This window comes from Achromobacter sp. 1011811831, from assembly GCF_059760905.1.
In genome coordinates, this window is sequence record NZ_JCBANG010000093.1 from 1 (window position 1) to 23,140 (window position 23,140).

20 protein-coding genes, 1 tRNA gene and 1 pseudogene are annotated in these 23,140 nt (G+C 68.3%); 10 read left to right on the plus strand and 12 right to left on the minus strand.

Translation table 11 applies throughout. The features are described 5' to 3' along the window. From AC6LJ9_RS25600 to AC6LJ9_RS25615, 4 genes and pseudogenes are all read left to right on the plus strand, one after another. A pseudogene (locus AC6LJ9_RS25600) lies at nucleotides 1-333 on the plus strand (ABC transporter ATP-binding protein); the annotation flags it as partial. Nucleotides 334-364: 31 nt separating this feature from the next. Continuing rightward, a complete protein-coding gene (locus AC6LJ9_RS25605) occupies nucleotides 365-661 on the plus strand; it encodes a cupin domain-containing protein (protein ID WP_212314951.1) in 297 nt (98 codons plus the stop codon). A 10-nt stretch (nucleotides 662-671) separates the two neighbouring features. Next, a complete protein-coding gene (locus AC6LJ9_RS25610; protein WP_498149707.1) occupies nucleotides 672-1,730 on the plus strand; it encodes a histone deacetylase family protein in 1,059 nt (352 codons plus the stop codon). An 8-nt stretch (nucleotides 1,731-1,738) separates the two neighbouring features. Beyond that, complete coding sequence (locus tag AC6LJ9_RS25615) at nucleotides 1,739-2,638, plus strand: DMT family transporter (RefSeq protein WP_498149708.1); 900 nt, start codon at nucleotides 1,739-1,741, stop codon at nucleotides 2,636-2,638. Nucleotides 2,639-2,682: 44 nt separating this feature from the next. Here AC6LJ9_RS25615 and gntR read toward each other — a convergent pair whose 3' ends face one another. Next, nucleotides 2,683-3,708 carry an HTH-type transcriptional regulator GntR gene (gene gntR / locus AC6LJ9_RS25620; RefSeq protein WP_498149709.1) on the minus strand — a complete coding sequence of 342 codons (1,026 nt, stop codon included), beginning with the start codon at nucleotides 3,706-3,708 and terminating at the stop codon, nucleotides 2,683-2,685. 156 nt (nucleotides 3,709-3,864) lie between these two features. Between gntR and AC6LJ9_RS25625 the strand changes: the two genes are divergently transcribed. The 4 genes from AC6LJ9_RS25625 (at nucleotide 3,865) to AC6LJ9_RS25640 (ending at nucleotide 8,647) form a co-directional block, all read left to right on the plus strand. After that, nucleotides 3,865-4,407, plus strand: coding sequence for a TRAP transporter small permease (locus AC6LJ9_RS25625; RefSeq protein ID WP_498149710.1), 543 nt, complete (start codon nucleotides 3,865-3,867; stop codon nucleotides 4,405-4,407). A gap of 30 nt (nucleotides 4,408-4,437) precedes the next feature. Further along, nucleotides 4,438-5,718, plus strand: coding sequence for a TRAP transporter large permease (locus AC6LJ9_RS25630; protein WP_392409943.1), 1,281 nt, complete (start codon nucleotides 4,438-4,440; stop codon nucleotides 5,716-5,718). 35 nt (nucleotides 5,719-5,753) lie between these two features. Then, on the plus strand, nucleotides 5,754-6,794 hold the full coding sequence (locus AC6LJ9_RS25635; RefSeq protein ID WP_498149711.1) for a TRAP transporter substrate-binding protein: 1,041 nt from the start codon (nucleotides 5,754-5,756) through the stop codon (nucleotides 6,792-6,794). Nucleotides 6,795-6,865: 71 nt separating this feature from the next. Then, nucleotides 6,866-8,647 (plus strand): IlvD/Edd family dehydratase, encoded by a 1,782-nt coding sequence (locus AC6LJ9_RS25640; protein ID WP_498149712.1) that lies wholly within the window; start codon nucleotides 6,866-6,868, stop codon nucleotides 8,645-8,647. 4 nt (nucleotides 8,648-8,651) lie between these two features. Here AC6LJ9_RS25640 and AC6LJ9_RS25645 read toward each other — a convergent pair whose 3' ends face one another. Further along, nucleotides 8,652-9,047, minus strand: coding sequence for a YbaN family protein (locus AC6LJ9_RS25645; protein WP_199770886.1), 396 nt, complete (start codon nucleotides 9,045-9,047; stop codon nucleotides 8,652-8,654). A 69-nt stretch (nucleotides 9,048-9,116) separates the two neighbouring features. Continuing rightward, nucleotides 9,117-10,427: a GGDEF domain-containing protein gene (locus tag AC6LJ9_RS25650; protein WP_498149713.1), complete on the minus strand. Its 1,311-nt coding sequence runs from the start codon at nucleotides 10,425-10,427 to the stop codon at nucleotides 9,117-9,119. A 369-nt stretch (nucleotides 10,428-10,796) separates the two neighbouring features. On the opposite strand from AC6LJ9_RS25650, the gene AC6LJ9_RS25655 reads away from it, so the two are divergent. After that, nucleotides 10,797-11,423 (plus strand): NUDIX hydrolase, encoded by a 627-nt coding sequence (locus AC6LJ9_RS25655; protein WP_498149714.1) that lies wholly within the window; start codon nucleotides 10,797-10,799, stop codon nucleotides 11,421-11,423. A 223-nt stretch (nucleotides 11,424-11,646) separates the two neighbouring features. Next, the gene (locus tag AC6LJ9_RS25660; RefSeq protein WP_498149715.1) at nucleotides 11,647-13,455 is read left to right on the plus strand and encodes a YncE family protein; all 1,809 of its coding nucleotides are present in this window, start codon (nucleotides 11,647-11,649) and stop codon (nucleotides 13,453-13,455) included. A 22-nt stretch (nucleotides 13,456-13,477) separates the two neighbouring features. Here AC6LJ9_RS25660 and AC6LJ9_RS25665 read toward each other — a convergent pair whose 3' ends face one another. From AC6LJ9_RS25665 to AC6LJ9_RS25705, 9 genes are all read right to left on the minus strand, one after another. After that, nucleotides 13,478-13,801: a GrlR family regulatory protein gene (locus AC6LJ9_RS25665; protein ID WP_498149716.1), complete on the minus strand. Its 324-nt coding sequence runs from the start codon at nucleotides 13,799-13,801 to the stop codon at nucleotides 13,478-13,480. Nucleotides 13,802-14,036: 235 nt separating this feature from the next. Continuing rightward, nucleotides 14,037-15,008 carry a CE1 family esterase gene (locus tag AC6LJ9_RS25670; protein ID WP_498149717.1) on the minus strand — a complete coding sequence of 324 codons (972 nt, stop codon included), beginning with the start codon at nucleotides 15,006-15,008 and terminating at the stop codon, nucleotides 14,037-14,039. Nucleotides 15,009-15,148: 140 nt separating this feature from the next. After that, complete coding sequence (locus tag AC6LJ9_RS25675; RefSeq protein WP_498149718.1) at nucleotides 15,149-15,802, minus strand: hypothetical protein; 654 nt, start codon at nucleotides 15,800-15,802, stop codon at nucleotides 15,149-15,151. A gap of 108 nt (nucleotides 15,803-15,910) precedes the next feature. After that, nucleotides 15,911-17,518, minus strand: a complete 1,608-nt coding sequence (locus AC6LJ9_RS25680) for a hypothetical protein (protein ID WP_498149719.1) — start codon at nucleotides 17,516-17,518, stop codon at nucleotides 15,911-15,913. Nucleotides 17,519-18,140: 622 nt separating this feature from the next. Then, nucleotides 18,141-18,217, minus strand: a tRNA-Val gene (locus AC6LJ9_RS25685). A 182-nt stretch (nucleotides 18,218-18,399) separates the two neighbouring features. Continuing rightward, the gene (locus AC6LJ9_RS25690) at nucleotides 18,400-19,050 is read right to left on the minus strand and encodes a phosphoribosylanthranilate isomerase (protein WP_498149720.1); all 651 of its coding nucleotides are present in this window, start codon (nucleotides 19,048-19,050) and stop codon (nucleotides 18,400-18,402) included. 184 nt (nucleotides 19,051-19,234) lie between these two features. Next, complete coding sequence (locus AC6LJ9_RS25695; protein WP_498149721.1) at nucleotides 19,235-20,332, minus strand: TRAP transporter substrate-binding protein; 1,098 nt, start codon at nucleotides 20,330-20,332, stop codon at nucleotides 19,235-19,237. 46 nt (nucleotides 20,333-20,378) lie between these two features. Continuing rightward, a complete protein-coding gene (gene truA / locus AC6LJ9_RS25700) occupies nucleotides 20,379-21,191 on the minus strand; it encodes a tRNA pseudouridine(38-40) synthase TruA (protein WP_498149722.1) in 813 nt (270 codons plus the stop codon). 3 nt (nucleotides 21,192-21,194) lie between these two features. Continuing rightward, nucleotides 21,195-22,946 carry a type IV pilus assembly protein FimV gene (locus AC6LJ9_RS25705; protein WP_498149723.1) on the minus strand — a complete coding sequence of 584 codons (1,752 nt, stop codon included), beginning with the start codon at nucleotides 22,944-22,946 and terminating at the stop codon, nucleotides 21,195-21,197. Nucleotides 22,947-23,140 lie beyond the last annotated feature (194 nt).

Below are 23,140 nucleotides of genomic sequence, written 5' to 3' on the forward strand. Positions count from 1 at the left end.
GGCATCGCGCGCGCGCTGGCGCTGGAGCCCAAGGTGCTGGTGGCCGACGAATCGGTATCGGCGCTGGACGTGTCGGTGCAGGCCCAGGTGCTGGAGCTGCTGCGCGAGCTGCAGCAGCGCCTGCGCATCGCCCTGGTCTTCATCACCCACGACCTGCGCGTGGCCGCTCAGATCTGCGACGCCGTGCTGGTCATGCATCGCGGCAAGGTCGTGGAACACGGCACGCCGTCGCAGATCTTCGACCACCCGCAGCACGCCTACACCCGGCAATTGATCGCCGCCGTGCCCGGCCAGCACTGGGATCCGACCCAGGCCCGCGCCCAGGCCGCATGACGACACCCCACACCACACAGGAGACGCATCCATGCAACGCCCCCAGGCCATCCCCACCGTGCAGATCGACAACGAGTTCGTCACCGTCACCGAATGGCGCTTCCCGCCGGGCGGCGAAACCGGCTGGCACCGCCACGGCATGAATTACGTGGTGGTGCCGCAGACCACCGGCCCGCTGCTGCTGGAAACGCCCGACGGCCCGGTCACCAGCCAGCTGACCGCCGGCGTGTCGTACTATCGCTCGATTGGCGTGGAACACAATGTGATCAACCCGGGCGAAGCCGAGTTCGTCTTCGTCGAGGTCGAGATCAAACAGGCATCGCACTGACGGGAACCCCATGCAAGCCTTTTTCTCCGACGAACAACTGCTGCACGAGCCGCGCCAGTTCATGCGGCTGGGCCGCATCAGCGCGCCCACCGACCTGCCGTCGCGCGCCGGCAGCCTGCAGGCCGCGCTGGCGGCCCGAGGCATCGCGGTGCAGGCCCCGCCCGATTTCGGCCGCGAACCGCTGCTGGCGGTGCACGGCGCCGATTATCTGGACTATCTGGAAAGCGCCTACGCCCGCTGGCAGGCCTTGAAGGGGCCCGGCGTGGATCCCGGCCCGGAAGTGCTGCCCAACCTGTCGCCCTACCTGAACGGCCGCGTCGAGGCAGATGGCCGGCCGCCCTGCCCCTCGCCGTCCATCGTCGCCCAGACCGGCTATTACCTGAGCGATCTGTCCTGCCCCATCGGCCCGCACACCTGGCGTTCGGCGCTGCGCTCCACGCACAGCGCGGTCGCCGCGGCCGACCACGTCGCGGCGCACGGCGGCGCGGCCTATGCGCTGTGCCGCCCGTCCGGCCATCACGCCCACCGCGACCGCGCCGGCGGCTTCTGCTACCTGAACAGCAGCGCGGCGGCCGCCGCCCGGCTGCGCCGCACGCACGCCCGCGTGGCGGTGCTGGACGTGGACGCGCACCATGGCGACGGCACGCAGCAGATCTTCTACCGCCGCGCCGACGTCATGACGGCGTCGCTGCATGCCGACCCTGCCGGCTACTACCCGTTCTACAGCGGCTATGCCCATGAACGCGGCCATGGCGAGGGCGAAGGCTTCAACCTGAACCTGCCGCTGCCGCATGGGTCCGGCAACGATCCCTTCCTGCGCGCGCTGGACACGGCGCTGGCTGCGCTGGCCGGCCACGCGCCCCAGGCCCTGGTGCTGGCGCTGGGCTTCGACACCTACAAGGACGATCCCATCAGCGTGCTGCGCCTGGACATCGATGCATACCGCGAGATCGGCGCGCGCATCGGCGCCCTGGGGCTGCCCACCGTGGTGGTGCAGGAAGGCGGCTATATGGTCGAGGCCATCGGGCCGGCGCTGGATGCCTTCCTGCAAGGCCTGGGCCGGAGCTGAACGCCGCGATGCCGCCCCCCGCCCGCTCCGAGGCCCTGCCCTCGCCCGCCGCCGGCACGGCCGCCTCGCGGCGCGCCGGCGTGCTGCTGTTCTTCGCCGCGCTGGTCGCCTTCGCCACCTTCGACGCCGGCGCCAAGCGGTTGCTGGAACACTACCCGGCGCCCTTCCTGAACGTGGTCCGCTACACGGCCGTGGCGACGCTGGCGCTGTTCCTGCTGTGGCGCGCGGGACGGCCGCGCCTGCGCGACGCGCCGTACAAGGGGCTGCTGGTGCTGCGCGGCCTGATGCTGGCCACCGTCGGCACCTGCTTCATGACGGCGCTGATCTGGATGCCGCTGTCCGAAGCCACCGCGATCTATTTCACATCACCGCTGATCATGGTGGCGCTGTCGCCCTGGCTGCTGGGCGAGCGGGTGCGCGCGGCGCAATGGGCCGCCGTCGCCGTCGGCTTCGCCGGCATGCTGCTGATCGTGCGGCCCGGCGCCGACCTGCCCTGGCTGGGCACGCTGCTGATGGCGGTGTCGGCGGTGAGCTATGCGGTGTTCCAGGTGCTGACGCGCAAGCTCGCCGGCCCGGTGCCGGGGCCGGTGCAATACGCCTACACCGCCCTGATCTGCCTGATCGCCACCGCCCTGCCCGCGCCCTTCTTCCTGCCCGATCCCTGGCCGGCGACGCCGGACCTGGCGCTGATCGTGGCCCTGGGCCTGTGCAGCGGCCTGGCGCAGATCCTGCTGATCTCCGCCTTCCAGCGCGTGCCGGCGGCCACGCTGGCGCCGCTGAACTACTTCCAGCTGCTGCTGGCGGTGATCTTCAGCACCTTCTGGCTGCAGCGTCCGCCCGACAGCCTGGCCATGGCGGGCATGCTGCTGATCATGGCGGCGGGCATGTTCCTGGCGCTGCGGCGCTGACGGCGGCCACCGCCGCGCCCGTCCCTTGCCGCCGCGCGGACGATTCAGGTCGTCTGCCGGCGCACCAGCTCGAAACCCAGGTCCACGTGGCGCCGCTCTATGGCCTCTCCTGCCAGGTGGCGCATCAGCAGGCCGGCCGCGGCCAGCCCGATCTCGTAGCGCGGCGTGGCGATGGTGGACAGCGGCGGCGTGGTCCAGGCCGAACCGGCCAGATCGTGAAAGCCCACCAGCCCGATCCGGCCTGGCACGGCCAGCCCCAGCCGCGCGCACTGGAACACCGCGCCCTGGGCCAGGTCGTCGTTGACGAAGAACACGGCGTCGCAATCCGGATGCTCGCGGTGCAGCCGGCCCATCAACTCCGCCCCCAGGCCGATCGAGGATTTCTCCGGCGTCATGATCTCCAGCGTCGGATCATAGGCGCCGGCGTCGCGCAGCGACTGGCGGCAGCCCTCGCAGCGGCGCAGCGAGCGCGGATCGAGCTGCGCGCCCACGATGGCGATGCGCCGGTAGCCGCAATCCAGCAGGTGCCGGCCAGCCGCGTAGCCGGATTCGAACTGCGAGAAGCCCACGCTCATGTCCGCGCCGTCGTCCAGCGTCTCGATGGTGTGGACGGTGGGAATCTGCTGCGCGCGCAGCAGGCTCCAGACGCCGGGCGTGTGGTCGATGCCGGTCAGGATCAGGCCGTCGGGCGCATGCTGCAGATAGGTGCGCAGCAGGTTTTCCTCGGCCTCGGGCGAATAGCCGGTGACGCCGATCAGCATGAGATAGCCCTGGGCGTCCAGCGCCTCCTTGATGCCGCTGAGGATGTCCACGAACACCACGTTGCTCAGCGACGGGATCAGCACCACCACGGTCTGCGAGCGGGCCGAGGCCAGCGCGCTGGCCGCGTGGTTGGGCACGTAGCCCAGCTCCTGGCAGACCTGCGCGATGCGCAGGCGCACGGGCTCGGCCACCTTGTCCGGCGTGCGCAGCGCGCGCGACACGGTGATGGCGCTTACGCCCGCGCGCCGCGCCACTTCCTGCATGGTGACGCGGCCGGCGCGGGTGCTTCGGGGTTTGCGGATCGACATGGGCCTGGGCCTGGACATACCGGGACGGCGGACGGAAGCGCGTAGTCTGAACGAAAGCGCGGGGCTTGCCAAACGGAAAATGTTAGCGCTAACATCCAAAACACAAATACCCGCCCTGACCAGATTCCGGACGGAAAAAACAAGGAGACACCCCCCATGCGAGCTTCCCCGCCCGGGCGGCCCGGCGCATCCGCGCTGGCCCGCGCCGCCGACTGCTGTGCCCGCCTGCAGACCTGGCTGATGGTCGCCTGTCTGGCGGTCATGGTCGTGCTGCTGTTCGGCAACGTCGCGCTACGCTACCTGTTCAATTCCGGCATCAACGTGTCCGACGAGCTGTCGCGGCTGGCCTTCGTCTGGATGATCTTCCTGGGCTCGGTGCTGGCGCTGCGCGAGCACCAGCACATCGGCGTGACCATGCTGGTCGAGCGCTTCGGCCCGGCCGCGCGGCGCGTGACGCACGTGCTGTGCCAGCTGCTGACGCTGTGGGTGCTGTGGCTGATGGCCGAGGGCAGCTGGACCCAGACCCTGATCGGCCTGGACACGCGGCTGCCGGTCACCGGCCTGCCGCTGGCGGTGTTCAACGCCGCCGCGCTGTATGCGGCGGCGGCCATGGGCCTGCTGACCCTGGTGGACCTGGTCCGCGTCCTGGCGGGAGGCCCCCTGCCCGCCGAATCCAGCGCCGAGAATCCGCTGGACTGATCCCCTCCCCACACCGCCCGGACCCGAAAGATGATCCTGACCGTCTTCCTGATCGTGCTGCTGGGGCTGATCGCCCTGGGCATGCCCATCGCCTTCGCGCTGCTGCTCAGCGCGATCGCCATGATGTTCCAGCTGGATTTCTTCGATACCCAGATCCTGTCGCAGAACATGCTGTCCGGCGCCAACAGCTTCACGCTGATGGCCGTGCCGCTGTTCATGCTGGCCGGCGAGCTGATGAACGCCGGCGGCATCTCGCGCCGCATCGTCAACCTGGCCAGCATGTTCGTCGGCCACATCCAGGGCGGCCTGGGCTATGTGGCCATCTTCGCCAGCGTGCTGCTGGCGGCGCTGTCCGGCTCGGCGGTGGCAGACGCCGCCGCGCTCGGCTCGCTGCTGATCCCCATGCTGCGCGAAAAGGGCTACGACGCCGGCCAGGCCTCCGGCCTGATCGCCGCCGGCGGCATCATCGCACCCATCATCCCGCCGTCGATCTCCTTCATCATCTTCGGCGTCGCCACCAATGTGTCGATCACCAAGCTCTTTTTCGCCGGCATCGCTCCGGGCCTGATGATGGGCCTGACGCTGGTGGCGGTGTGGACCTGGGTGGCGCGCAAGCACGGCGCCATCAAGCCCTCGCCGCGCCAGCCCTGGGGCGCGCGGCTGCGGGCGCTGCGCGAGGCGGGCTGGGCGCTGATGCTGCCCGTCATCATCATCGGCGGACTGCGCGGCGGCATCTTCACGCCGACCGAGGCCGCCGTGGTGGCGGCGGTGTACGCGCTGCTGGTCAGCCTGTTCGTCTACCGCGAGATCAAGGCGCGCGACCTGATGCCGCTGTTCGTCAACGCCGCCCGCACCACCGCCGTGGTCATGTTCCTGGTGGCGGCGGCCATGGTGTCGTCCTACATGATCACGCTGGCCGACATGCCGCAGGACCTGATCGCGCTGCTCGATCCGGTGCTGGACCAGCCCAGGCTGCTGATGTTCGCGCTGCTGGTGCTGCTGACGCTGGTCGGCACGGTGATGGACCTGACGCCCACCATCCTGATCCTGGCGCCGGTGCTGATGCCGGTCATCACCAAGGCCGGCATCGACCCGGTCTATTTCGGCGTGATGTTCGTCATGGTGGGCTGCGTGGGCCTGCTCACGCCGCCGGTGGGCACGGTGCTGAACGTCGTCTGCGGCGTGGCCCGCATCAACATGGAAACCATCTGCAGGGGCGTGTGGCGCTATGTGGTCGCCTACACGCTGCTGCTGGTCCTGCTGGTGATCTTCCCCGAACTGATCACCGTCCCCGCGCGCTGGATGCACTAGGGCGCGCCCACAAAGAAGAACCAAGGAGGAAAGACATGCTCAAGCTGCAAAATACCCCGCTCAAGACCTCGCTCAAGGCCCGCATCCTGGTCCTGGCCGCCGCCCTGTCCTGCGCCGTGGCCGGCGCCGCCTCGGCGGCCGACGTCAAGCCGCGCCTGATCCGCTTCGGCTACGGCCTGAACGAGGAAAGCGTGCAGGGCCGCGCCGCGCGCCACCTGGCGCAGGAACTGGAGAAGATCAGCGGCGGCAAGCTGAAGATGAAGACCTTCGGCTCGGCCAACCTGGGCTCGGACGAACAGATGCAGGGCGCGCTGGCCGGCGGCGCCCAGGAAATGATGGTGGGCTCGACCGCGCCGCTGGCCGGCATGGTCAAGGAGTTCGGCGTGTTCGACCTGCCGTTCCTGTTCAACAGCGAAAAGGAAGCCGATGCGGTGCTGGACGGCCCGCTGGGCCAGGACCTGCTCAAGAAGCTGGAGGCCAAGGGGCTGGTGGGCCTGGTCTATTGGGAGAACGGCTTTCGCAACATGACCAACTCCAAGCGCCCCATCGCCCGCGCCGAGGACCTGCAAGGCATCAAGCTGCGCGTCATGCAGAACCAGATCGCGCTGGGCGTGTTCAACACGCTGGGCGCCAACGCCGTGCCCATGCCCTTCTCCGAGCTGTTCACGGCGCTGGAGACGCGCACGGTGGACGGCCAGGAAAACCCCATCACCACAATCCAGAGCAGCAAGTTCTATGAAGTGCAGCCTTACCTGACCATCACGCGCCACGTCTACACGCCCTGGGTGGTGCTGGCCTCGAAGAAATGGTGGGACAAGCTGTCGGCCGACGAACAGCAGCTGATCCGCCAGGCCGCCGCGACCTCGCGCGACTTCGAGCGCCAGGACAGCCGCGCCGACTCGCTCAAGGCCATGGGCACGCTGGAGCAGCACGGCATGAAGATCAACACCGTGTCGGCCGATGAAGTGGCGCGCATGCGCCAGAAGGTGCAGCCGGTGGTCGACAAGTACACGCAGGAACTCGGCCCCGAGCTGATCAAGCAATTGAACGAGGAAATACAGAAGGCCCGCAACTGAGCCCGCGCCCCGGTGCATCGTCCCCGGGGCGCGGCTCCCCCGAAGCAAACAACGAAGCACACGAGATTCCCATGTCCCAGACACCCCGCAGACTGCGCAGCCAGAAATGGTTCGACGATCCCTCCCACGCCGACATGACGGCGATCTACGTCGAGCGCTACCTCAACTACGGCCTGACCCGCGAGGAGCTGCAATCGGGCCGGCCCATCATCGGCATCGCCCAGACCGGCAGCGACCTCGCGCCCTGCAACCGCCACCATCTGGCGCTGGCCGAGCGCATCAAGGCCGGCATCCGCGACGCGGGCGGAATCCCGATGGAGTTCCCGGTCCATCCGCTGGCCGAACAGGGCCGCCGCCCCACCGCCGCGCTGGACCGCAACCTGGCCTACCTGGGCCTGGTGGAGATCCTGCACGGCTATCCGCTGGACGGCGTGGTGCTGACCACCGGCTGCGACAAGACCACGCCCGCCTGCCTGATGGCCGCGGCCACCGTGGACATTCCCGCGATCGTGCTGTCCGGCGGCCCCATGCTGGACGGCTGGCACGACGGCCAGCGCGTGGGCTCGGGCACGGTGATCTGGCACGCGCGCAACCTGATGGCGGCGGGCAAGCTCGACTACGAAGGCTTCATGACGCTGGCGACGGCGTCCTCGCCGTCCGTCGGCCACTGCAACACCATGGGCACGGCGCTGTCGATGAACTCGCTGGCCGAGGCGCTGGGCATGTCGCTGCCGACCTGCGCCAGCATCCCCGCGCCCTACCGCGAGCGCGGCCAGATGGCCTACGCCACCGGCAAGCGCATCTGCGACATGGTGCGCGAGGACCTGCGACCGTCGCGCATCCTGACCCGCGCAGCCTTCGAGAACGCCATCGTGGTAGCCTCGGCGCTGGGCGCGTCCAGCAACTGTCCGCCGCACCTGATCGCCATGGCACGCCATGCCGGCATCGACCTGAGCCTGGACGACTGGCAACGGCTGGGCGAGGACGTGCCGCTGCTGGCCAACTGCGTGCCCGCCGGCGAGCACCTGGGCGAGGGCTTTCACCGCGCCGGCGGCGTGCCCGCCGTGCTGCATGAATTGCAGGCCGCAGGCCGGCTGCACGACGGCTGCCTGACCGTGTCCGGCCAGACCATCGGCGAGATCGCCGCCGCCGCCAAGACCCGCGATCCCGACGTCATCCGCAGCTGCGCGCAGCCGCTCAAGCACCGCGCCGGCTTCATCGTGCTGTCGGGCAACTTCTTCGACAGCGCGGTCATCAAGATGTCGGTGGTGGGCGAGGCCTTCCGCCGCGCCTACCTGTCCGAGCCCGGCGACGAGAACGCCTTCGAGGCGCGCGCCATCGTGTTCGACGGCCCCGAGGACTATCACGCGCGCATCGAGGATCCAGCGCTGAACATCGACGAGCATTGCATCCTGGTGATCCGGGGCGCCGGCACCGTGGGCTATCCCGGCAGCGCCGAGGTGGTCAACATGGCCCCGCCCTCGCACCTGATCAAGCGCGGCATCGACTCGCTGCCCTGCCTAGGCGACGGCCGCCAGAGCGGCACCTCGGCCAGCCCCTCGATCCTGAACATGTCGCCCGAGGCGGCCGTGGGCGGCGGGCTGGCGCTGCTGCGCACCGGCGACCGCATCCGCGTCGACCTGAACCAGCGCTCGGTCACGGCCCTGGTGGACGAGACCGAGTTGCAGAAGCGCCGCGCCGAGCCGGCCATGCAGCCGCCGCCCGCGCAGACGCCGTGGCAGGAGATCTATCGGAAGATGGTCGGCCAGTTATCCACCGGCGGCTGCCTGGAGCCGGCGACGCTGTACCTGAAGGTGGTGGAAACGCGCGGCGATCCCCGGCATTCGCATTGAGGGTTCAGGCGTCGTCCGGTCCGCCGGACGGCGCCTGCGCGCGCGGACTGGGGCGCGACAGCACGTAGGCCGCGCTGGCGATGAAAAACAGGCCCACGCCCAGGGCCAGCGGCCAGGACGGATGCGCCCCCCACCAGAACAGCGCGTAGCCGACCGCCATGCCCAGCGTGGCGTAGGTCTTGCCCTTGCGCGACACCGCGCCCTGCTCGCGCCAGGCGCGCAGCGAAGGACCATAGGTGGGGCTGTCCAGCAGCCATTTTTCCAGCCTGGGAGACGAGCGGGAAAAGCAGCCCACCGCCAGGATCAGGAAAATCGTGGTCGGCATCACCGGCAGGAATGCGCCGATGACGCCCAGCGCCACCATCACGCAGCCCAGAACCAGCCAGATCGCTCTCATCATGATGGACAGCAGGATATCGCAAAAGCGATGCGGCCGATGGCGCGGCCCGGCCGGCCCGTTGCGCCGCGTTCAGCCGTCGTACACCACCGCGCGATCACGGCCCTCGCGCTTGGCCCGGTACAGCGCCAGGTCGGCGCGCCGGATCACGTCCGAGGTGCCTGTGTCGCCCGGCACGAAACGCGCGATGCCACCGCTGGCCGACAGCATCAGGGGATCGTCGCCGAATTCCAGCGCGTGGTTGCGCAGAGCCTCGCGCAGCCGGTCACAGACCGCCAGCGCGGTGCCGGGATCATCGCCGTCCAGCAGCACCAGGAACTCCTCGCCGCCCAGGCGTCCGATGGCGTCGCCGCCGCGCACGCAGGCGCGCAGCTGGTCGCAGAAGTGCCGCAGCGCGGCGTCGCCGGCCAGGTGCCCGTAGCGATCGTTGACCTGCTTGAAGAAGTCCAGGTCCAGCATCAGCGCGGTGAAGGCCGCGCCCGGATCCAGCCGCGCGGCGTTCAGCTTCAGGCTCATGCGCCGCAGGATCTCGGCCCGGTTCCAGCAGCCGGTCAGGCTGTCCACCGTCGCCATCCTGGCGATCGCGGCCTGCGCCCGCCGGCTTTCGGTGGCATCCAGCCCGATGTTGATGATGCGGCCGTCGGGCAGGCTGACGTTCGACCACATCACGGTCAGCCGCTCGCCCGCGCGCGTCAGCGGGTACCACTCGCGAAACGTCCGGCACGGCGCGCTGTCCACGCTTTCGCGCACCCGCGCCCGGTCCGAGGGATCGGGATAGAACAGCGCCAGCGGATCGTCCTGGCGGTTGATCTCGGCGATCGACCAGCCGAAGCGGCGTTCGCACTCCTCGTTCCACAAGGTGCAGCGGCCGTCCTGGTCGAAGGCGTTGATCAGCACCGGCGCGCTGTGGAACAGCGCCTCGTACTGCGTCACCAGTCCGCGCCAATCGTCGGCGCGGCGGCGCAGTTCGCGATAGCCGAGCACGCTGCGCCGCGCATAGGACGCCAGGATGCCCAGGGCATCGCCATACGCGGCGGCAGCGGGCACCGCCCGCCGGAAGACCAATGCCACATGCCCGCGCAACGCGCCGTCCGGATCGCGCAAGGCCCTGGCCGCGCAGGCCCGCACGCCTTCGCGGACGAACCAGCCCGCGTCCGGCAGCGTGCCACCGCCTTCATCCACCCGGACGGCATCCCCGCCCGCCGCCAAGGCCACGTGCATGGCCTGGGCAGCCTGGCGCAAGGGCGCGCCAGAGGGCTCCGCGACGATCAGCTCGGACTCGCCATCGCGCGTCAGCAGCACCCACGCGATATCCGCCCCGAACGCGGCGCGGGCCTGCTCGGCCAGATAATGGAAAAACCCCTGCTCGGGGGCATCGGCCAATAATCGGTTTACCGCAAGCAATATACCGGCGGCATCGGCAGGCGGCGCCAAGGGATTAACGCCTTCATTCAAGGAAGGGGGGCGCATGGTCTCGAAGTCAAACCGGGGATAAGGGGTCGGGCCGTCAGCGGAATCGCAAGGCCTGTCGTGCGGCCGCGCGATTCGAATAACACCGGAATGGCGGCCTGAAGCTGCGCCAGTATAGGAGCAATGCGGGGCCGGTAATGCCAAGAATCGTCAAGGCCGTGATTTTGAAACGGGGTTTTCCTGTTTTCCGGAAAATGCGCTTCCTCGCCTCCCACAATCAAAGCCTTCCGGCGACGCGCTATAACTGAAGCCTGTCCCGATCCGATTCCAGGAGTTCCGCAAATGGACAACACATGGCTGACCCAGGCCAAGCGCTTGCAGGCAATCGCCTCCACGGGCCTGCACTTCTGCCGCGACGAATACGACCGTGAACGCTACCAGGAGATCGCCGACATCGCCCATCGCATGCTCGCCGAGCTGGGCGGCGTGCCGCCGGCCCGCATCCTGGAGCTGGTCTCCGATTTCGCCCAGGGCTACGCCACGCCGAAGGTGGACGTACGCGGCGCGCTCATCGAGCATGGCCGGATCCTGCTGGTACGCGAGAAAAGCGACGGCTGCTGGACGCTGCCAGGCGGCTATGCCGACGTCGGCCTGTCGCCAGCCGAGAACGTGATCAAGGAAATCCGCGAAGAAGCGGGCATCGCCGTTTCCGCCACGCGCCTGTACAGCGTGCGCCACAAGGCCAAGCGCGAATACGAGCCCGACGTGCGGGATTTCTACAAGCTGTTCTTCCTGTGCGCGCGCGACGGCGATGAGCGCACGCCGACGCCCGGCCTGGAAACGATGGACGCCGGCTTCTTCGCGCCCGACCGGCTGCCGCCGCTGTCGCGGGGCCGGGTGGTGGAAAGCGATATCCAGGCAGCATTCGCGTTCCGGGCCGACGAAGCAAGAGCGGCGGCGTTCGACTAAGACCGACATGCGACAATGCGCGCGCCGCCCGGATCGCGCCGCAAGACGCTTTCCCCTGTCGGCCCCCCTTCTTCTTCGGAGCTCCACAGTGCAGTCCTCATGGATGCGCCCGCGCGGCCCAAAGGCCCGCGCTTTCAGCGCCTGGGCCGCCCGCGCGGCCGGCGTGGCGTTGATGCTGGCGGCAGCCGCAGCCGCCGCTGGCGCCAACGATGCCCGGATATTGATGCAGCCCGAACCCGGCGCCGCCTACGTCCACGGCCGCTACTACCTGATCCCGCAACCCTACGCCACGGTCAAGCGCGATATCGAACAGGGCTTCGCCGCCACGGCCGGGCTGCGCGGATTCCAGCCGCGCGACGACACCGCGCCCCTGTCGGGCATGGAGTTCTACTGGGTGCAGGTCGGCGCCCGCCATCTCCCGGCGCTGCGCCAGGCCCTGGCCGCCCAGGCCGGCGCGCAGGCGGCGTCCGTGCTGGACCAGGCGCTCAAGACCGGCGCGATCACGCGCGAGGAGAACACCGCCTTCCGCGACGCGATTGCATCGCAACAGGACTACGCCGACGACACGCTCAAGTCCGTCCCGTTCGTGGCACAGCCCATCGCGCGCTGGTCGTTCCAGCGCACGCAAGGTAAATCGCGCGCGCGGCAGATCGACTACGGCACGGTCATGGACCTCTCGTCGCTGGTGGACACGCCGCCGCTGACCCTGGTCTGGTACGGCGGCACCGCCGCCACCGTCACGCGGCAGTTCAAGCTGATGAGCTGCATGGTCGGCGTGACCTGCTTCCCGGATCCGCACATCGAGCGCAACACCCACGCCGCCGAACGCCTGGATCCGGCGCTGGAACGCTATCTGGACGCACTGGCCTCGCGCATGCAGGCCCTGGCTCCGGCCAGCGCCGGCCACGTCATGCAAGCCTATTTCGACGCCTACGCGCGCGGCCGGCCCCAGCCGGCCCCGTCGACCCTCCAGGCTTCCGCCTTGACGCCGACCAGCCTGCCCGGCATCGCCCTGCCCGCCGACGAGGCCGAGCTGCGCCGCTACGACAACGTCGACTGGCGTCTGCTCGCCCTGCCGGACGGCAGCCTGCTGGCCTCGGGAGCCGCGACGCACCGCTATGTGTCGCAAGGCGATGGCGTACAGCGACAGGCCGTCAGCGGATTGAACGGCGCGCGCGGCCTGAAGATCGATCCGGACGGCCAGGTCTGGAGCCTGGCCACGGACGAGCACGGCGCGCCCCGCCTGCAGGCCTGGCGACCCGGCGGCAAGCCGGTAGCCTACGCGCCCGCCCCGGGCATGCAAGCCTGGCGCATCAACAACTGGACCATCCGCGCCGGCGGCGGCGTCGCCCTGCGCCAAGACGACCAGCTATACGCCCTGACGCCGCAAGGCCGCTGGAGCCAGCACACCTGGAACGCGGAGCCGCGCCGCGCGGCCAGCGACGCGGTGGAACACGCCCTGCCCTGGAGCCACAGCGCGGCCATCCATTTCGGCGACGGCCTGTTCTGGGCCGCCGATCGCGACGGCTACGGCATCGACCCGGACACGGCCCGCGTCAGCCGCAGCATCAAGACCTCGACCGGCAAGCTCTTCTTCGGCAGCCATGCCGGCGGCTGGGCGCTGGCGCCCGCGACCGATGCCGAAGGCGCCCAGGTATTCCGCGTCATCGATCCGGCCACCGGCCTGCCTCGCTTCGATCTGGCCACGCCCGCCGCGAACTACACGTCCAGCGTGGCGCGCAGCGCGCACGGCCGCCTGCTGGCGATCAGCGGCGGCGAATCGGCGGTGACGGTGATCGACATGAAAAGCGGAAAGATCGCGCTCAACCTGCGCGTGTCCGACAGCCATGCCGTCAGCGCCATGGCCTTCTCATGGAAAGGCGACAAGCTGTGGATCCATGCCCGCGCCCAAGGCAACGGCCCGCCCAGCGAACTCACCGCCTGGGACGTGCCCGCCGGCCTGATCGACGGCGCCGAAGGCAGGAACATTCCGGACCAGCTGCGTTGCGGCTATTCGATGGAATGCAAGTGACCGATATCGACTCGGCCAGTCGCTACACGGCATGCCGGGTCGCGCGGATCCGCACGGTCAATTCCGGACGGTCCGGAATGTCGCCCGCGATGTCGATGTGGTCGCCATGCAGCATGCCGACGATCCTCAGCCGGTAATCGGTCAGCCCGGGCAGGATCGGCGGCAGCGCCTGGTTGACCTGCCGGATGTGCAGCTGGCCGATGACGTTCTCGCCGGTCGCGCTCAGCATGCCCGTACAGATGAAGCCGGCGTTGCCGCCCAGCGCCCGGCCCTCGTTCACCACGATGACGCCGCTGCGTTCCGTGCCTTCTATGCTCCATTGAAGCAGCCAGAGTCCATCGATCATGGCGCATCTCCCGTGGTGGTTGCGTTCGACAATACGGCTCGGCATTGCAACACTCTTGCAAACGGGTGATGACAATGGGCGCCGCCTCACGCGAGACAACGGCGCTGGAATCACGGTAGCAGCGAAACCTTACGCGAAGCTAAGCGGCCGGGCGCGCGCAACCGCAATGCGGATGCGGAAGCCGGTGCGGATGCCGAGTCTGCGGCCCCATTTACCACCGAGCGCCGGACACGCCTCAGCGGGAGTCGCCCGATGCCGGCGCGGCCAGCGCGCTGAAAAAAGAAACGGCCGCCGCCGTGGCATCCAGGTTGCGCGAACGCGTGCCGCTTTCGGGATTGGCCGGCCCGCGCCCCGAGGGCCAGGCATGGCCGCCGCCGTCGATGACATACAGCACGGCCGGCGGCGCGCCCGCGCAGCCGTATTCGCGACGCTCGACGCGCGTGCCGTCGCCCGCCGCATCGGGCAGGCTTTCCGTGCGGCGCGCGACAGGACGCGACGCGCCCCCGCAACCCAGCCGTGCCCAGGTCTCCAGCGCGGCCTCGACGGCCAGGCGCGGCTTGGCCGTCGTCGCCTTGGCGCCTACGCCGCCGGCATAGGGAACATAAGGATCGACGGTCCCGTGGATGTGCAGGACGGGCTTGGCGACGCGCGCCAGCGCGGGATCGATGTCCAGCGTGCCAGACACCACGGCAACGCCCGCCACCAGCTCGGGAGCCTGCGCCGCCAGCCGGTAAGCCATCATGCCGCCATTCGAGAATCCGACCGCGTAGACCCGGGCCGGATCCGCCAGCCCTTGCGCCGCGAGCGTGGCGACGACGCGGCGCGCGTAATCCACGTCATCTATCTGGTTGGCCTGGGCATGGCCGCAACAAGCGCCTGAATTGAACGTCCGAGCTCCAGGCGTCGTGCCGGAGCCTTCCAGGAAAGCCACCACGAAGCCCCGCTCGGCCGCCGCCGCGGCCAGGCCGGTTTCGGCGGCGAAGGCGCGCGCGTTGGATCCGCCGCCGTGCAGGGCCAGGATCAGCGGACGCGCATGATCTCCGGCGGTCTCGCCCGCGAGCAGGATCGAGCGGGAAGCGCCGCCCGCGCCCACGTCCACGGCCCGTGGCGCGGGATCGCCGCTTGCACCATGCGCGGCGCTCGCCAGCAGGAGGACGGCGAATGCGAGTGCGTATGTGGAACATGGAAAGAGGCGCAGGCGGGACATGATGCTCTTCGGAATCAGCAGTTGGACGGGCGCAGATAGTCGCCTGCCGGACAGGCATTTGACAAGGCCCGAGCCATCCGATGCGAGCGGCCCCGCGAGGGCCGAATCAAGATAGACGGCGCCAGGTCAGGAGGCCCGGTCTATGCATCCATTGCCGCGACGGCCAGGGACACTTGCTGCCCGGTATTGAGCGCCGGGGCCTGAACAAACGGTAGCACCACCGCCCTCAGCTCGGGCGACATCTCGTCGGCGAAGTCCAGCGCATTGATGGTGCTCTCCATATCCAGCCGGTCATCGGGGCGCAGCCCGGCCAGATGATCGAGCGTCGCGGGACGCAGCGCCAGCAGCGACCGCCCCTGTCCCGTCCATGTATCCGCCAGCGCCTGCAAGCGCTCAAGCGCCAGGCGCTGGCGCGGCGTCGGCGCGATGTCCAAGGGATGATTGGCCGCCGGCTGTTCCGTCAGGGCGCTGTACAACTCGGCGACCCGGTCGTTCCACCGCGCTTTCACGATCAAGCCGAGCGGATCTTCCTCCAGCGGATAGCCGTAGGCAACGTTGTTGACGACAGTGAACAGCCGCGGCTGCGGGACAACCACGGCCTTGAGAGCGAAAGACAGCGAACGGATCGCCACGCTGCAGCGCTCGCGCCAGCTTGACGGCGCACGCGGCGGCGTTCTGTCGCCCTGGCCCGCCGCGCTGAAGTTGACGTTGCCGAGCTTGCCCAGCGGCGCCCGCGATTTTCGCGCCGCGTTCAGCAGCAGCTTGGCATTGCGATAGTTCCGCACGATAGACATCTTGAACCTCCAGACCCGTGAGTAGTCAGAAGTTGAGTAACGCCCGCGATCGCGGGCGTTCCGCCGAGCGGGCACGGCTGTATCCTGCCGCTGCGTCACCGGGGCGCATCAGGTGACAGTATTGGCATGCACGGGTTGCGCATACCTCGACAGATCGCCAGGCAGGCCCAGGAACTCGCACTCTGGCAGCTGCGCTCTCAATGCCGCCATCGTCGCGTCGTTCATCCTGGACCAGGCCAGCTCCAGCGCCTTGATCTTGCCAAAGATCTTATGATCCGCCCATTGCTGCATCTGTCCGACCTGGGGAGGAAGGATTGGAAAATTCGGCGTGCGCAAGGTGTCGAGCCTGGGCAGCGTCTCAAGCATGTCGAGCGTCGCCTTCGGAACCTCCGCATCGAGCCAGGTCACCGCCGACAGGTGCTTGTTGTTATCAAGACGCACACCGTCGGGAACCGTCTGCGGGGTCATGAAATCCTCCCCGCAAGTGAAGGATCGAAGCTGGGGAAAATGTCGTTCCAACGAGGCCAGCAGATACTCTCTAGGGATGGTGCTGCCATCGAATTCCTCGACGCCAGCCATGACGCCCAGCTTCCCCATGAGCAGATCAATGGGCGCCGCGTAGGTGCCCCTGAACTTCAGTTCCAGCCTCTTGAGGTTGCCCAGTTCCCCAACGGCAGTCAGGTCGCTGTCGTCGTCAAAATGCTCGATGACCAGCGTGTCCAGCGCGGGGCAGCATCTCAGCAGGGAACTTGGCAAGCCGCCGGGGACGCGCTCGCCGGGCACCACCAGCTTCCTCAGCGTCTCGAACCCCTGCCCTTCGACTTGCTCGAACAGGCGTCCCCGATCCAGGAACTCCTGTGCCGCGTCAAGGTAGGCGACGCAATGCGGCAATACCAGCGTCTCCAGGGAAACCGATCTCTTCTTGAAGTCGGAAAGCATCTCCCAGAAATAGCGCGATTGTTGATTCTGCGCGGTGGGACGATAGGACGCATGCGCCAGATCGATATGCCTGACCCAATCGGGCAGCTTCCTCAGGCCGACCGCCGGCAAGGTCACATCCGCTCGCAGGACCGTTGATCCTGAGTACTGGATAAGGCCCTTCTTCTGCAAACGAAGCAGGCGCGATAAATCATCGTTGTCGATCGCATGGTAAAGCGCGACGGATGGCTGAACGATTTTCCGGGTAGCCTTGCTCACCAGCCCCAGGGCCTCGCTCATCTTCATATAGCCGGCAGAGTCATCAATGCGCCTGCTCTGCTCCAGCGCGAAACGAAAGATGGCCTGTTGCACCGGCAACCTTGGCAGATTCTCGCCATCGGCAAAAACGCCTTTGCCGGTTTGATTGGCGAGCGCAGCGTTGAGGATCTCCGGCTTGGCCTTTGGTTTTGCCGTCGGTTTTTCCGTCGGTTTTTCTGTCGGTCTGGACGCCGGTTTGAACTCCGGCTTGAGCGCCGGTTTCAGCGCTGTTTTGGGCGTTGGTTTGGCGATCGACTCCGCCGGCTGCCTGATCGCCAAATTGATCGGCACGGGCGCCGGCGATGGCTTGAACGCCCCGACATCAGGCTTGGGCTTGAAGCGCGGGACTACGACAGGTTTTGGATCGTCAAGCGGCGTGACCGAAAGCGTGGTTGAAGGCGATGGTTTGCTATTTCCGTCCTCCCGTTCGCGGGGCGGAATACGGTTGATACCAGGCTGCTCATAGACCTTGCCAACCATGACGCCGCTCCTCTGGAACTGAGAACAGCCAGTGGGTGACGCCGTCCTCATGTTGGTTCCAGCCTGACGCGATGATCCCCAGCCCGCACGAAACAGAAGACGATGCCGATTTCAGCTGCCCCGGCTTCAAGGACTGCCCAAGCCTGGCCGGATCCACGCAAAAGAAAAAGGCGCCCCGTGCCTGGAGCGCCCTATTCAACGGCAATCCGCCGTTCCCAATCAACAATTTCCCTTCTTTGCCTGCCCCGGCGGACAGAACCCGCCACCACCGCCACGATGCGGGTCGACGATCACCGCGCCGTCCGGGGTGTACACGGCACAGCCCGCAAGCAAGGAAGCCATCACGATCAGGCCACAGAGAATTTTCATGTCATACACGCAGAGTTCAAGGTGGGCACAGTGTATTGCCGTTCCTTGAAACAAGGCTCTAGCGCCGGTTACCGGCCGTATTGGCCTGGGGTTGTATCGGCGCGCGCTGGTTATATCTTTGCCTTGCGCCGCATTTGCCCGAACGCCATCTGCATTGCCCATCCCAGTGCCCCAGGCGGAAAACAAAAAAGCCGCCGAGTCATGGACTGGGCGGCTTTTTCTTTGCCGTGCTTCACAGCACTTTGCAGGAATTTGGTAGGCGGTATTGGAATCGAACCAACGACCTCCACGATGTCAACGTGGCGCTCTAACCAGCTGAGCTAACCGCCTGCAAAGAAGAAGAATTATATAGTGCTTTTTTGAACCGTGCAAATCGTCTTTTCAGATTTTTTGCTTGTTTCATTGCGCCGCGCGGCTTTATTTGCTTTGTTCGAAAAGCCTTGAATCCAGGACTCAAGCTCTTGAATTTCGCGGCCGCGCCGGCCTGCAACACTTACTTCAATTCACTCTCTTCAATTCGCGTCAGCTTCTTGCGTTGCTGCAACGAAGACAGAGATTCTATCAGAACTTTTTATTCCTTGCTCGACCTCGACGCCGCTGCTTACATCGACGGCCCACGGCCGCAGCAAGCGCACCGCCTGGCCCACATTTTCCGGCTTCAGGCCGCCCGACAGGATGAGCGGACGCGACAAGGGATCGGCGCGCACTTCGTCGAGCAATGCGTGATCGAAGGCCAGGCCGCTGCCGCCATAGCCGGTGCTGTAGCTGTCGAACAACCAGCCCGCGGCTTCGCCGTAGGCACGGCATTGCGCGGCCAGTCCGGCGGCCGTGTCCAGCCCGGGCGCGCCGACGCGGAACGCGCGCAGGAAGCGCTGGCCGTGGTGCGCGCATTGCTGCGGCGTTTCGTCGCCGTGGAACTGCAGCAGCTCGGGGCCGACCTGATCCAGCACGGCGCGCACCTCGTCATCGGCGGGATTGACGAACAGCGCCACCACGTCGACGAAGGCGGGCACGCGGCGGCGCAGCTGGGCCGCGCGCGCGGGCGTCAGGCAACGCTTGCTCTTGGGATAGAAGACAAAGCCAATGGCATCCACGCCCGCCGAGACGGCCGCGTCGATGTCCTGCTCGCGGGTCAAGCCGCAAATCTTGATGCGTGTACGCATGGGGTTCCAGGCTGGCGCCGCGCGCGGCGCGGCGAAAAACTACAGCCCCCTGGTCCGCGTGCGCCGTCGGGCCGGAACGCGCCGCGGCGGCAAAGGCTTCCATATGCGGGCAATGCGAGCGCCTTGCGCAAGGGGCATATCGGCAAACAGTATATCGCCGGAGCCGCAGGCAGGACGGAAACGCTCAGGCTTCCGGCTGGGCCGGCGCGGCCATCAGGCCGTCGAAACCGCCCTCGGCGACGCGGAACCAGGGAATCTCCTTGTCCCTGAACGCCGTCATGCTGTCGTAGAGCTTCTTGAACATCGGATCCTTGGCGCCCAGTTCCTGGAACACCTTCTGCGACGCCTCGCGGCAGGCCTGCAGCACGGGCCGGGGAAACGCCTTCAGCTGCGCGCCCTTGCCCACCAGGCGGCGCAGCGCGTCGGGGTTGCCGGCGTCGTACTTGGCGATCATGTTGGCGCTGGCCATGCGGCAGGCCAGCGCCAGCGCGGTCTGGTAGGACTTGGGCAAGGCGTCGTGCGCGGCCTGGTTCACGTACAGCGACAGTTGCCACGTGCCCGACCACCAGCCGGGAAAGTAGTAGTTCCGCGCGACCTTGTAGAGCGACAGGCTCTCGTCGTCATAGGGACCGATCCAGGCCACCGCGTCGACCTCGCCCTGTTCCAGCGCGGCGTAGGTATCGGCCACCGGCATGTCCACGGGCGCCGCGCCCATGCGCGCGAGCACCTGGCGGGCGAAGCCGTTGGCCTTGATCTTCAGGCCGCGCAGATCGTCGACGGTCTTGATCTCGCCGCGAAACCAGCCGCCCATCTGCGCGCCGGTGTAGCCGCAGGGAAAGTTCAGGATGTTGTGCTTGCCGAACAGCACGCGCGTGAGCGCAAGGCCCTCGCCCTGCGTCATCCAGGCGTGCATCTGGCGCGTGTTCAGGCCGAACGGCACGCCGGCGTCGAAGCTGAGCGCCGGGTCGATATCGAAATAGCGGGTCGAGGCCGTGTGGCCGCATTCGACCACGCCGTCCCTGACGGCCTGCAGCACCTGCCCGGCCGGCACGGCATCCTCGTCGGCGGCAATGACGATGCTGAAGCGGCCGTCGGTGACCTCGCTCACATAGCGCGCCACGTCCTCCGCGCCGGCGTACAGCGTGGGGGATTCGTTGGGAAAGCTGGATGCCAGCCGCCACGTCACCACGGTCGCTTCCTGCGCATGCGCCGGCACGGCCAGGGCGGCAGCGCCGGCCGTGGCGCCCAGGGCGGTTTGCTTGAGGAAGTCGCGGCGGCGCATGGCAGGAACCTCTCGAACGAAAGGGAACGGCGGGCCGCAGCCGGCGCTAGTCCCAGGTTTGCGTGAAGGGCGACAACAGCAGCGCGCCGCCGTCGAGCTCGTCCAGGCCGAAGGCCTCGGGGTACTCGATGGCCGACAGGTACAGGCCGTCCGGCGCGAAGGTCGGCGCGCCGCGCTTGCGGTCGCGCCAGGACAGCAGCCGCGCCATCCATTCCGCCTGTTCCCTGCCCTGCCCGACCTGCAGCAGCGCGCCCATGATGTTGCGCACCATATGATGCAGGAAAGCGTTGGCCCGAAGCGTAAAAACAAGAAACGGGCCGCGTTCCTCGATGTCCAGGCGATGCAGGTGGCGCACCGGATGCTTGGCCTGGCACTGCGACGAGCGGAAGCTGGAGAAATCGTGCTCGCCCAGCAAGGCGCCGGCCGCCGCGCGCATGGCGGCCACGTCCAGCGGCTGGAAGCACCAGCCGGCGCGCCCGGCCCACAACGCGGGACGCACGCGGCCGCGCCACAGCAGATAGACGTAGGTGCGCGAACGGGCCGAGAAACGGGCGTGGAAATCGTCCGGAACCTGCCTGGCCCATTGCACGGAGATCGACGGCGGCAGGAAGGCGTTCACGCCGCGCACCCAGGACTCCATGCGCCGGTCCAGCGTCGTGTCCAGGTGCACGACCTGCATGGCGCCGTGCACGCCGGTGTCGGTGCGGCCCGCGCAGATGGTGGGCACCGTGCCCTGCACGCCGCAGAAGCTGGCCAGCGCGGCCTCCAGCGTGTCCTGCACGGTCTGCCCGTGCGGCTGCGTCTGCCAGCCTTGCCAGGCCGAGCCGTCGTAGGCCAGCCCCAATGCGACTCTGGACATCGATCAGGCCTTGGTGGCGCCAGGGCGGCGCGGTTCATCCGAAGGCGGCTCGTCCAGATCGAGGCTGATGGTCTCGAGCTTGCGGTTCAGCGCGGCCGTGTCCAGCGCCGGCTCGGCGTAGGCGTAGGTTTCCTCGTCGTCATCGCCACGGCGCGCGCCGGCGCGGCGCAGCACCCAGGCGATGATGAAGACGAGCAACGCCAGCACGGCGGTGACGATCACCAGCAGATTGTCGGTCAGCCAGGACGGCGCGCCGGCCAGCAGATCGGACGGCTTCTGGTCCGCGGTGTTCTTGCCTTCCGGGGCCGAGGCGCCGGAAGCGGCGGCCTGGGCCGCACCCGAAGCGGCGCCGACGGAAGCCGCCGCGCCAGCGACGCCCGCCGCTCCCGCAGCGGAACTCGAACCCGCCGCGCCTGCCGCGCCCGTCGCTCCTGCCGACCCGGCGGCGCCCGTTGATCCGGTCGATCCGGCGGCGCCTGCCGCACCGGTCGCGCCCGTCGATCCGGCGGCGCCAGAACCACCCGCCGCGGCGGCGGATCCCGCAGTACCGGCCGCGCCTGCCGCGCCTCCAGATCCGGCAACCCCGGCGGCCCCCGTCGAGCCCGAAGCACCCGCAGAGCCAGCGGCACCCGCCGAGCCTGCCGATCCCGCGGCGCCGGCAGCCCCCGCCGATCCTGCTGCCCCGCCAGCGCCCGTCGCACCGGCCTGTCCTGCCGCGCCCGGCTCTCCCACCGCCTTGTTCAACGCGTCCACGTTGCCCTGCAACGTATTCACCCGCGCCTGCGCATCGGCCATCGCGTGTCCGGCGGACGCCTTGGCATCGCCCTGGGCGTCGGCTTGCGCCTGGCCGCCGTCCTGTCCGTTGGACAGGCGCAGGCGGTCCTGGGCGGACGCGGCGGACGCGGCGCCCGTATCGCCGGAACGGCTGACGGTGCCGGACGCCGCGCTCTGCCCCTTGACCACGGTGGGATTGGCGCCCGCCGCCGCGCCCAGGCGCGAGCGGTACTTGGCGAAGGCTTCGGCATGCTCGTTGAAGATCCGGCGCGCCTCGGCCGGATCGATCGCGCGCACGGCGTCGGCGTCGGGAATGGAGAGTTTCTGCCCGGCCTTGAGCAGATTCATGTTGCTCTGGATGAAGGCCTGCGGATTGGCGCGCCACAGGGCCACCAGCATCTGGTAGATGGAGGCGCCGGGCACCGCGTTGCGCTGCGCGATGGCGTAGAGCGTGTCGCCCGGCTTGACGTTGAGCGTGGCGCCGCCGGCGCCGGCGCCCGCGCGCGCCTTGCCGCCGACGGAGGCCGGCGTGGCGTCGGCGCCCGAGCCGCGCAGCGGCACCAGGATGCTGACCTGGACCTGGCGCTGGCCGGCGCTGGAACTGATGTCCAGCAGCAGGTCGACCGCGCCGCTGGCCGGCGCCTGGCTCGAACGGACCCGCAGGTTCTTGCGCGAGGGGTCCATGCCGTTCTCGACGCCCACCACCAGGTCGGCCAGGGGCACCGGCGGCTTCAGGCCGGCGCGCTGCCAGGCGGCCTCGTCGGCCACCGAGACGCGCAGCGATGCGATCTCGTCGGGCGTCAGTTCCTGCAGCCCGACCACGGCCTGCAGCGGCGCGCCCGGCACCGACACCACGCGCGAATGGCCCACGCGCATGGCGTACGCAGACCCGCAGACGCTCGTGCCCAGGGCCAGCGCTACCGCCCATTGCAGGGCTTTGAGACGGCGGGCTTGCATCACTTGGCGCGAACGCTGGGTCATAAGCTTGGAATTCCGTACTTGCGATCGAATGGCGGACATGCGCCCGTTCCCGGCACAGCAGTGAGAACCGGCCTCAATACATCGGAAAAGTGTAATGGATGCTGCGCGTTTCACAAACCTGAAAGGCGCGGCGGCGCTGGCCCTGCGAGGCTTTGTCGCGCGGCGCGCATGCGACAAGGGCGCCTGTGGGCGCC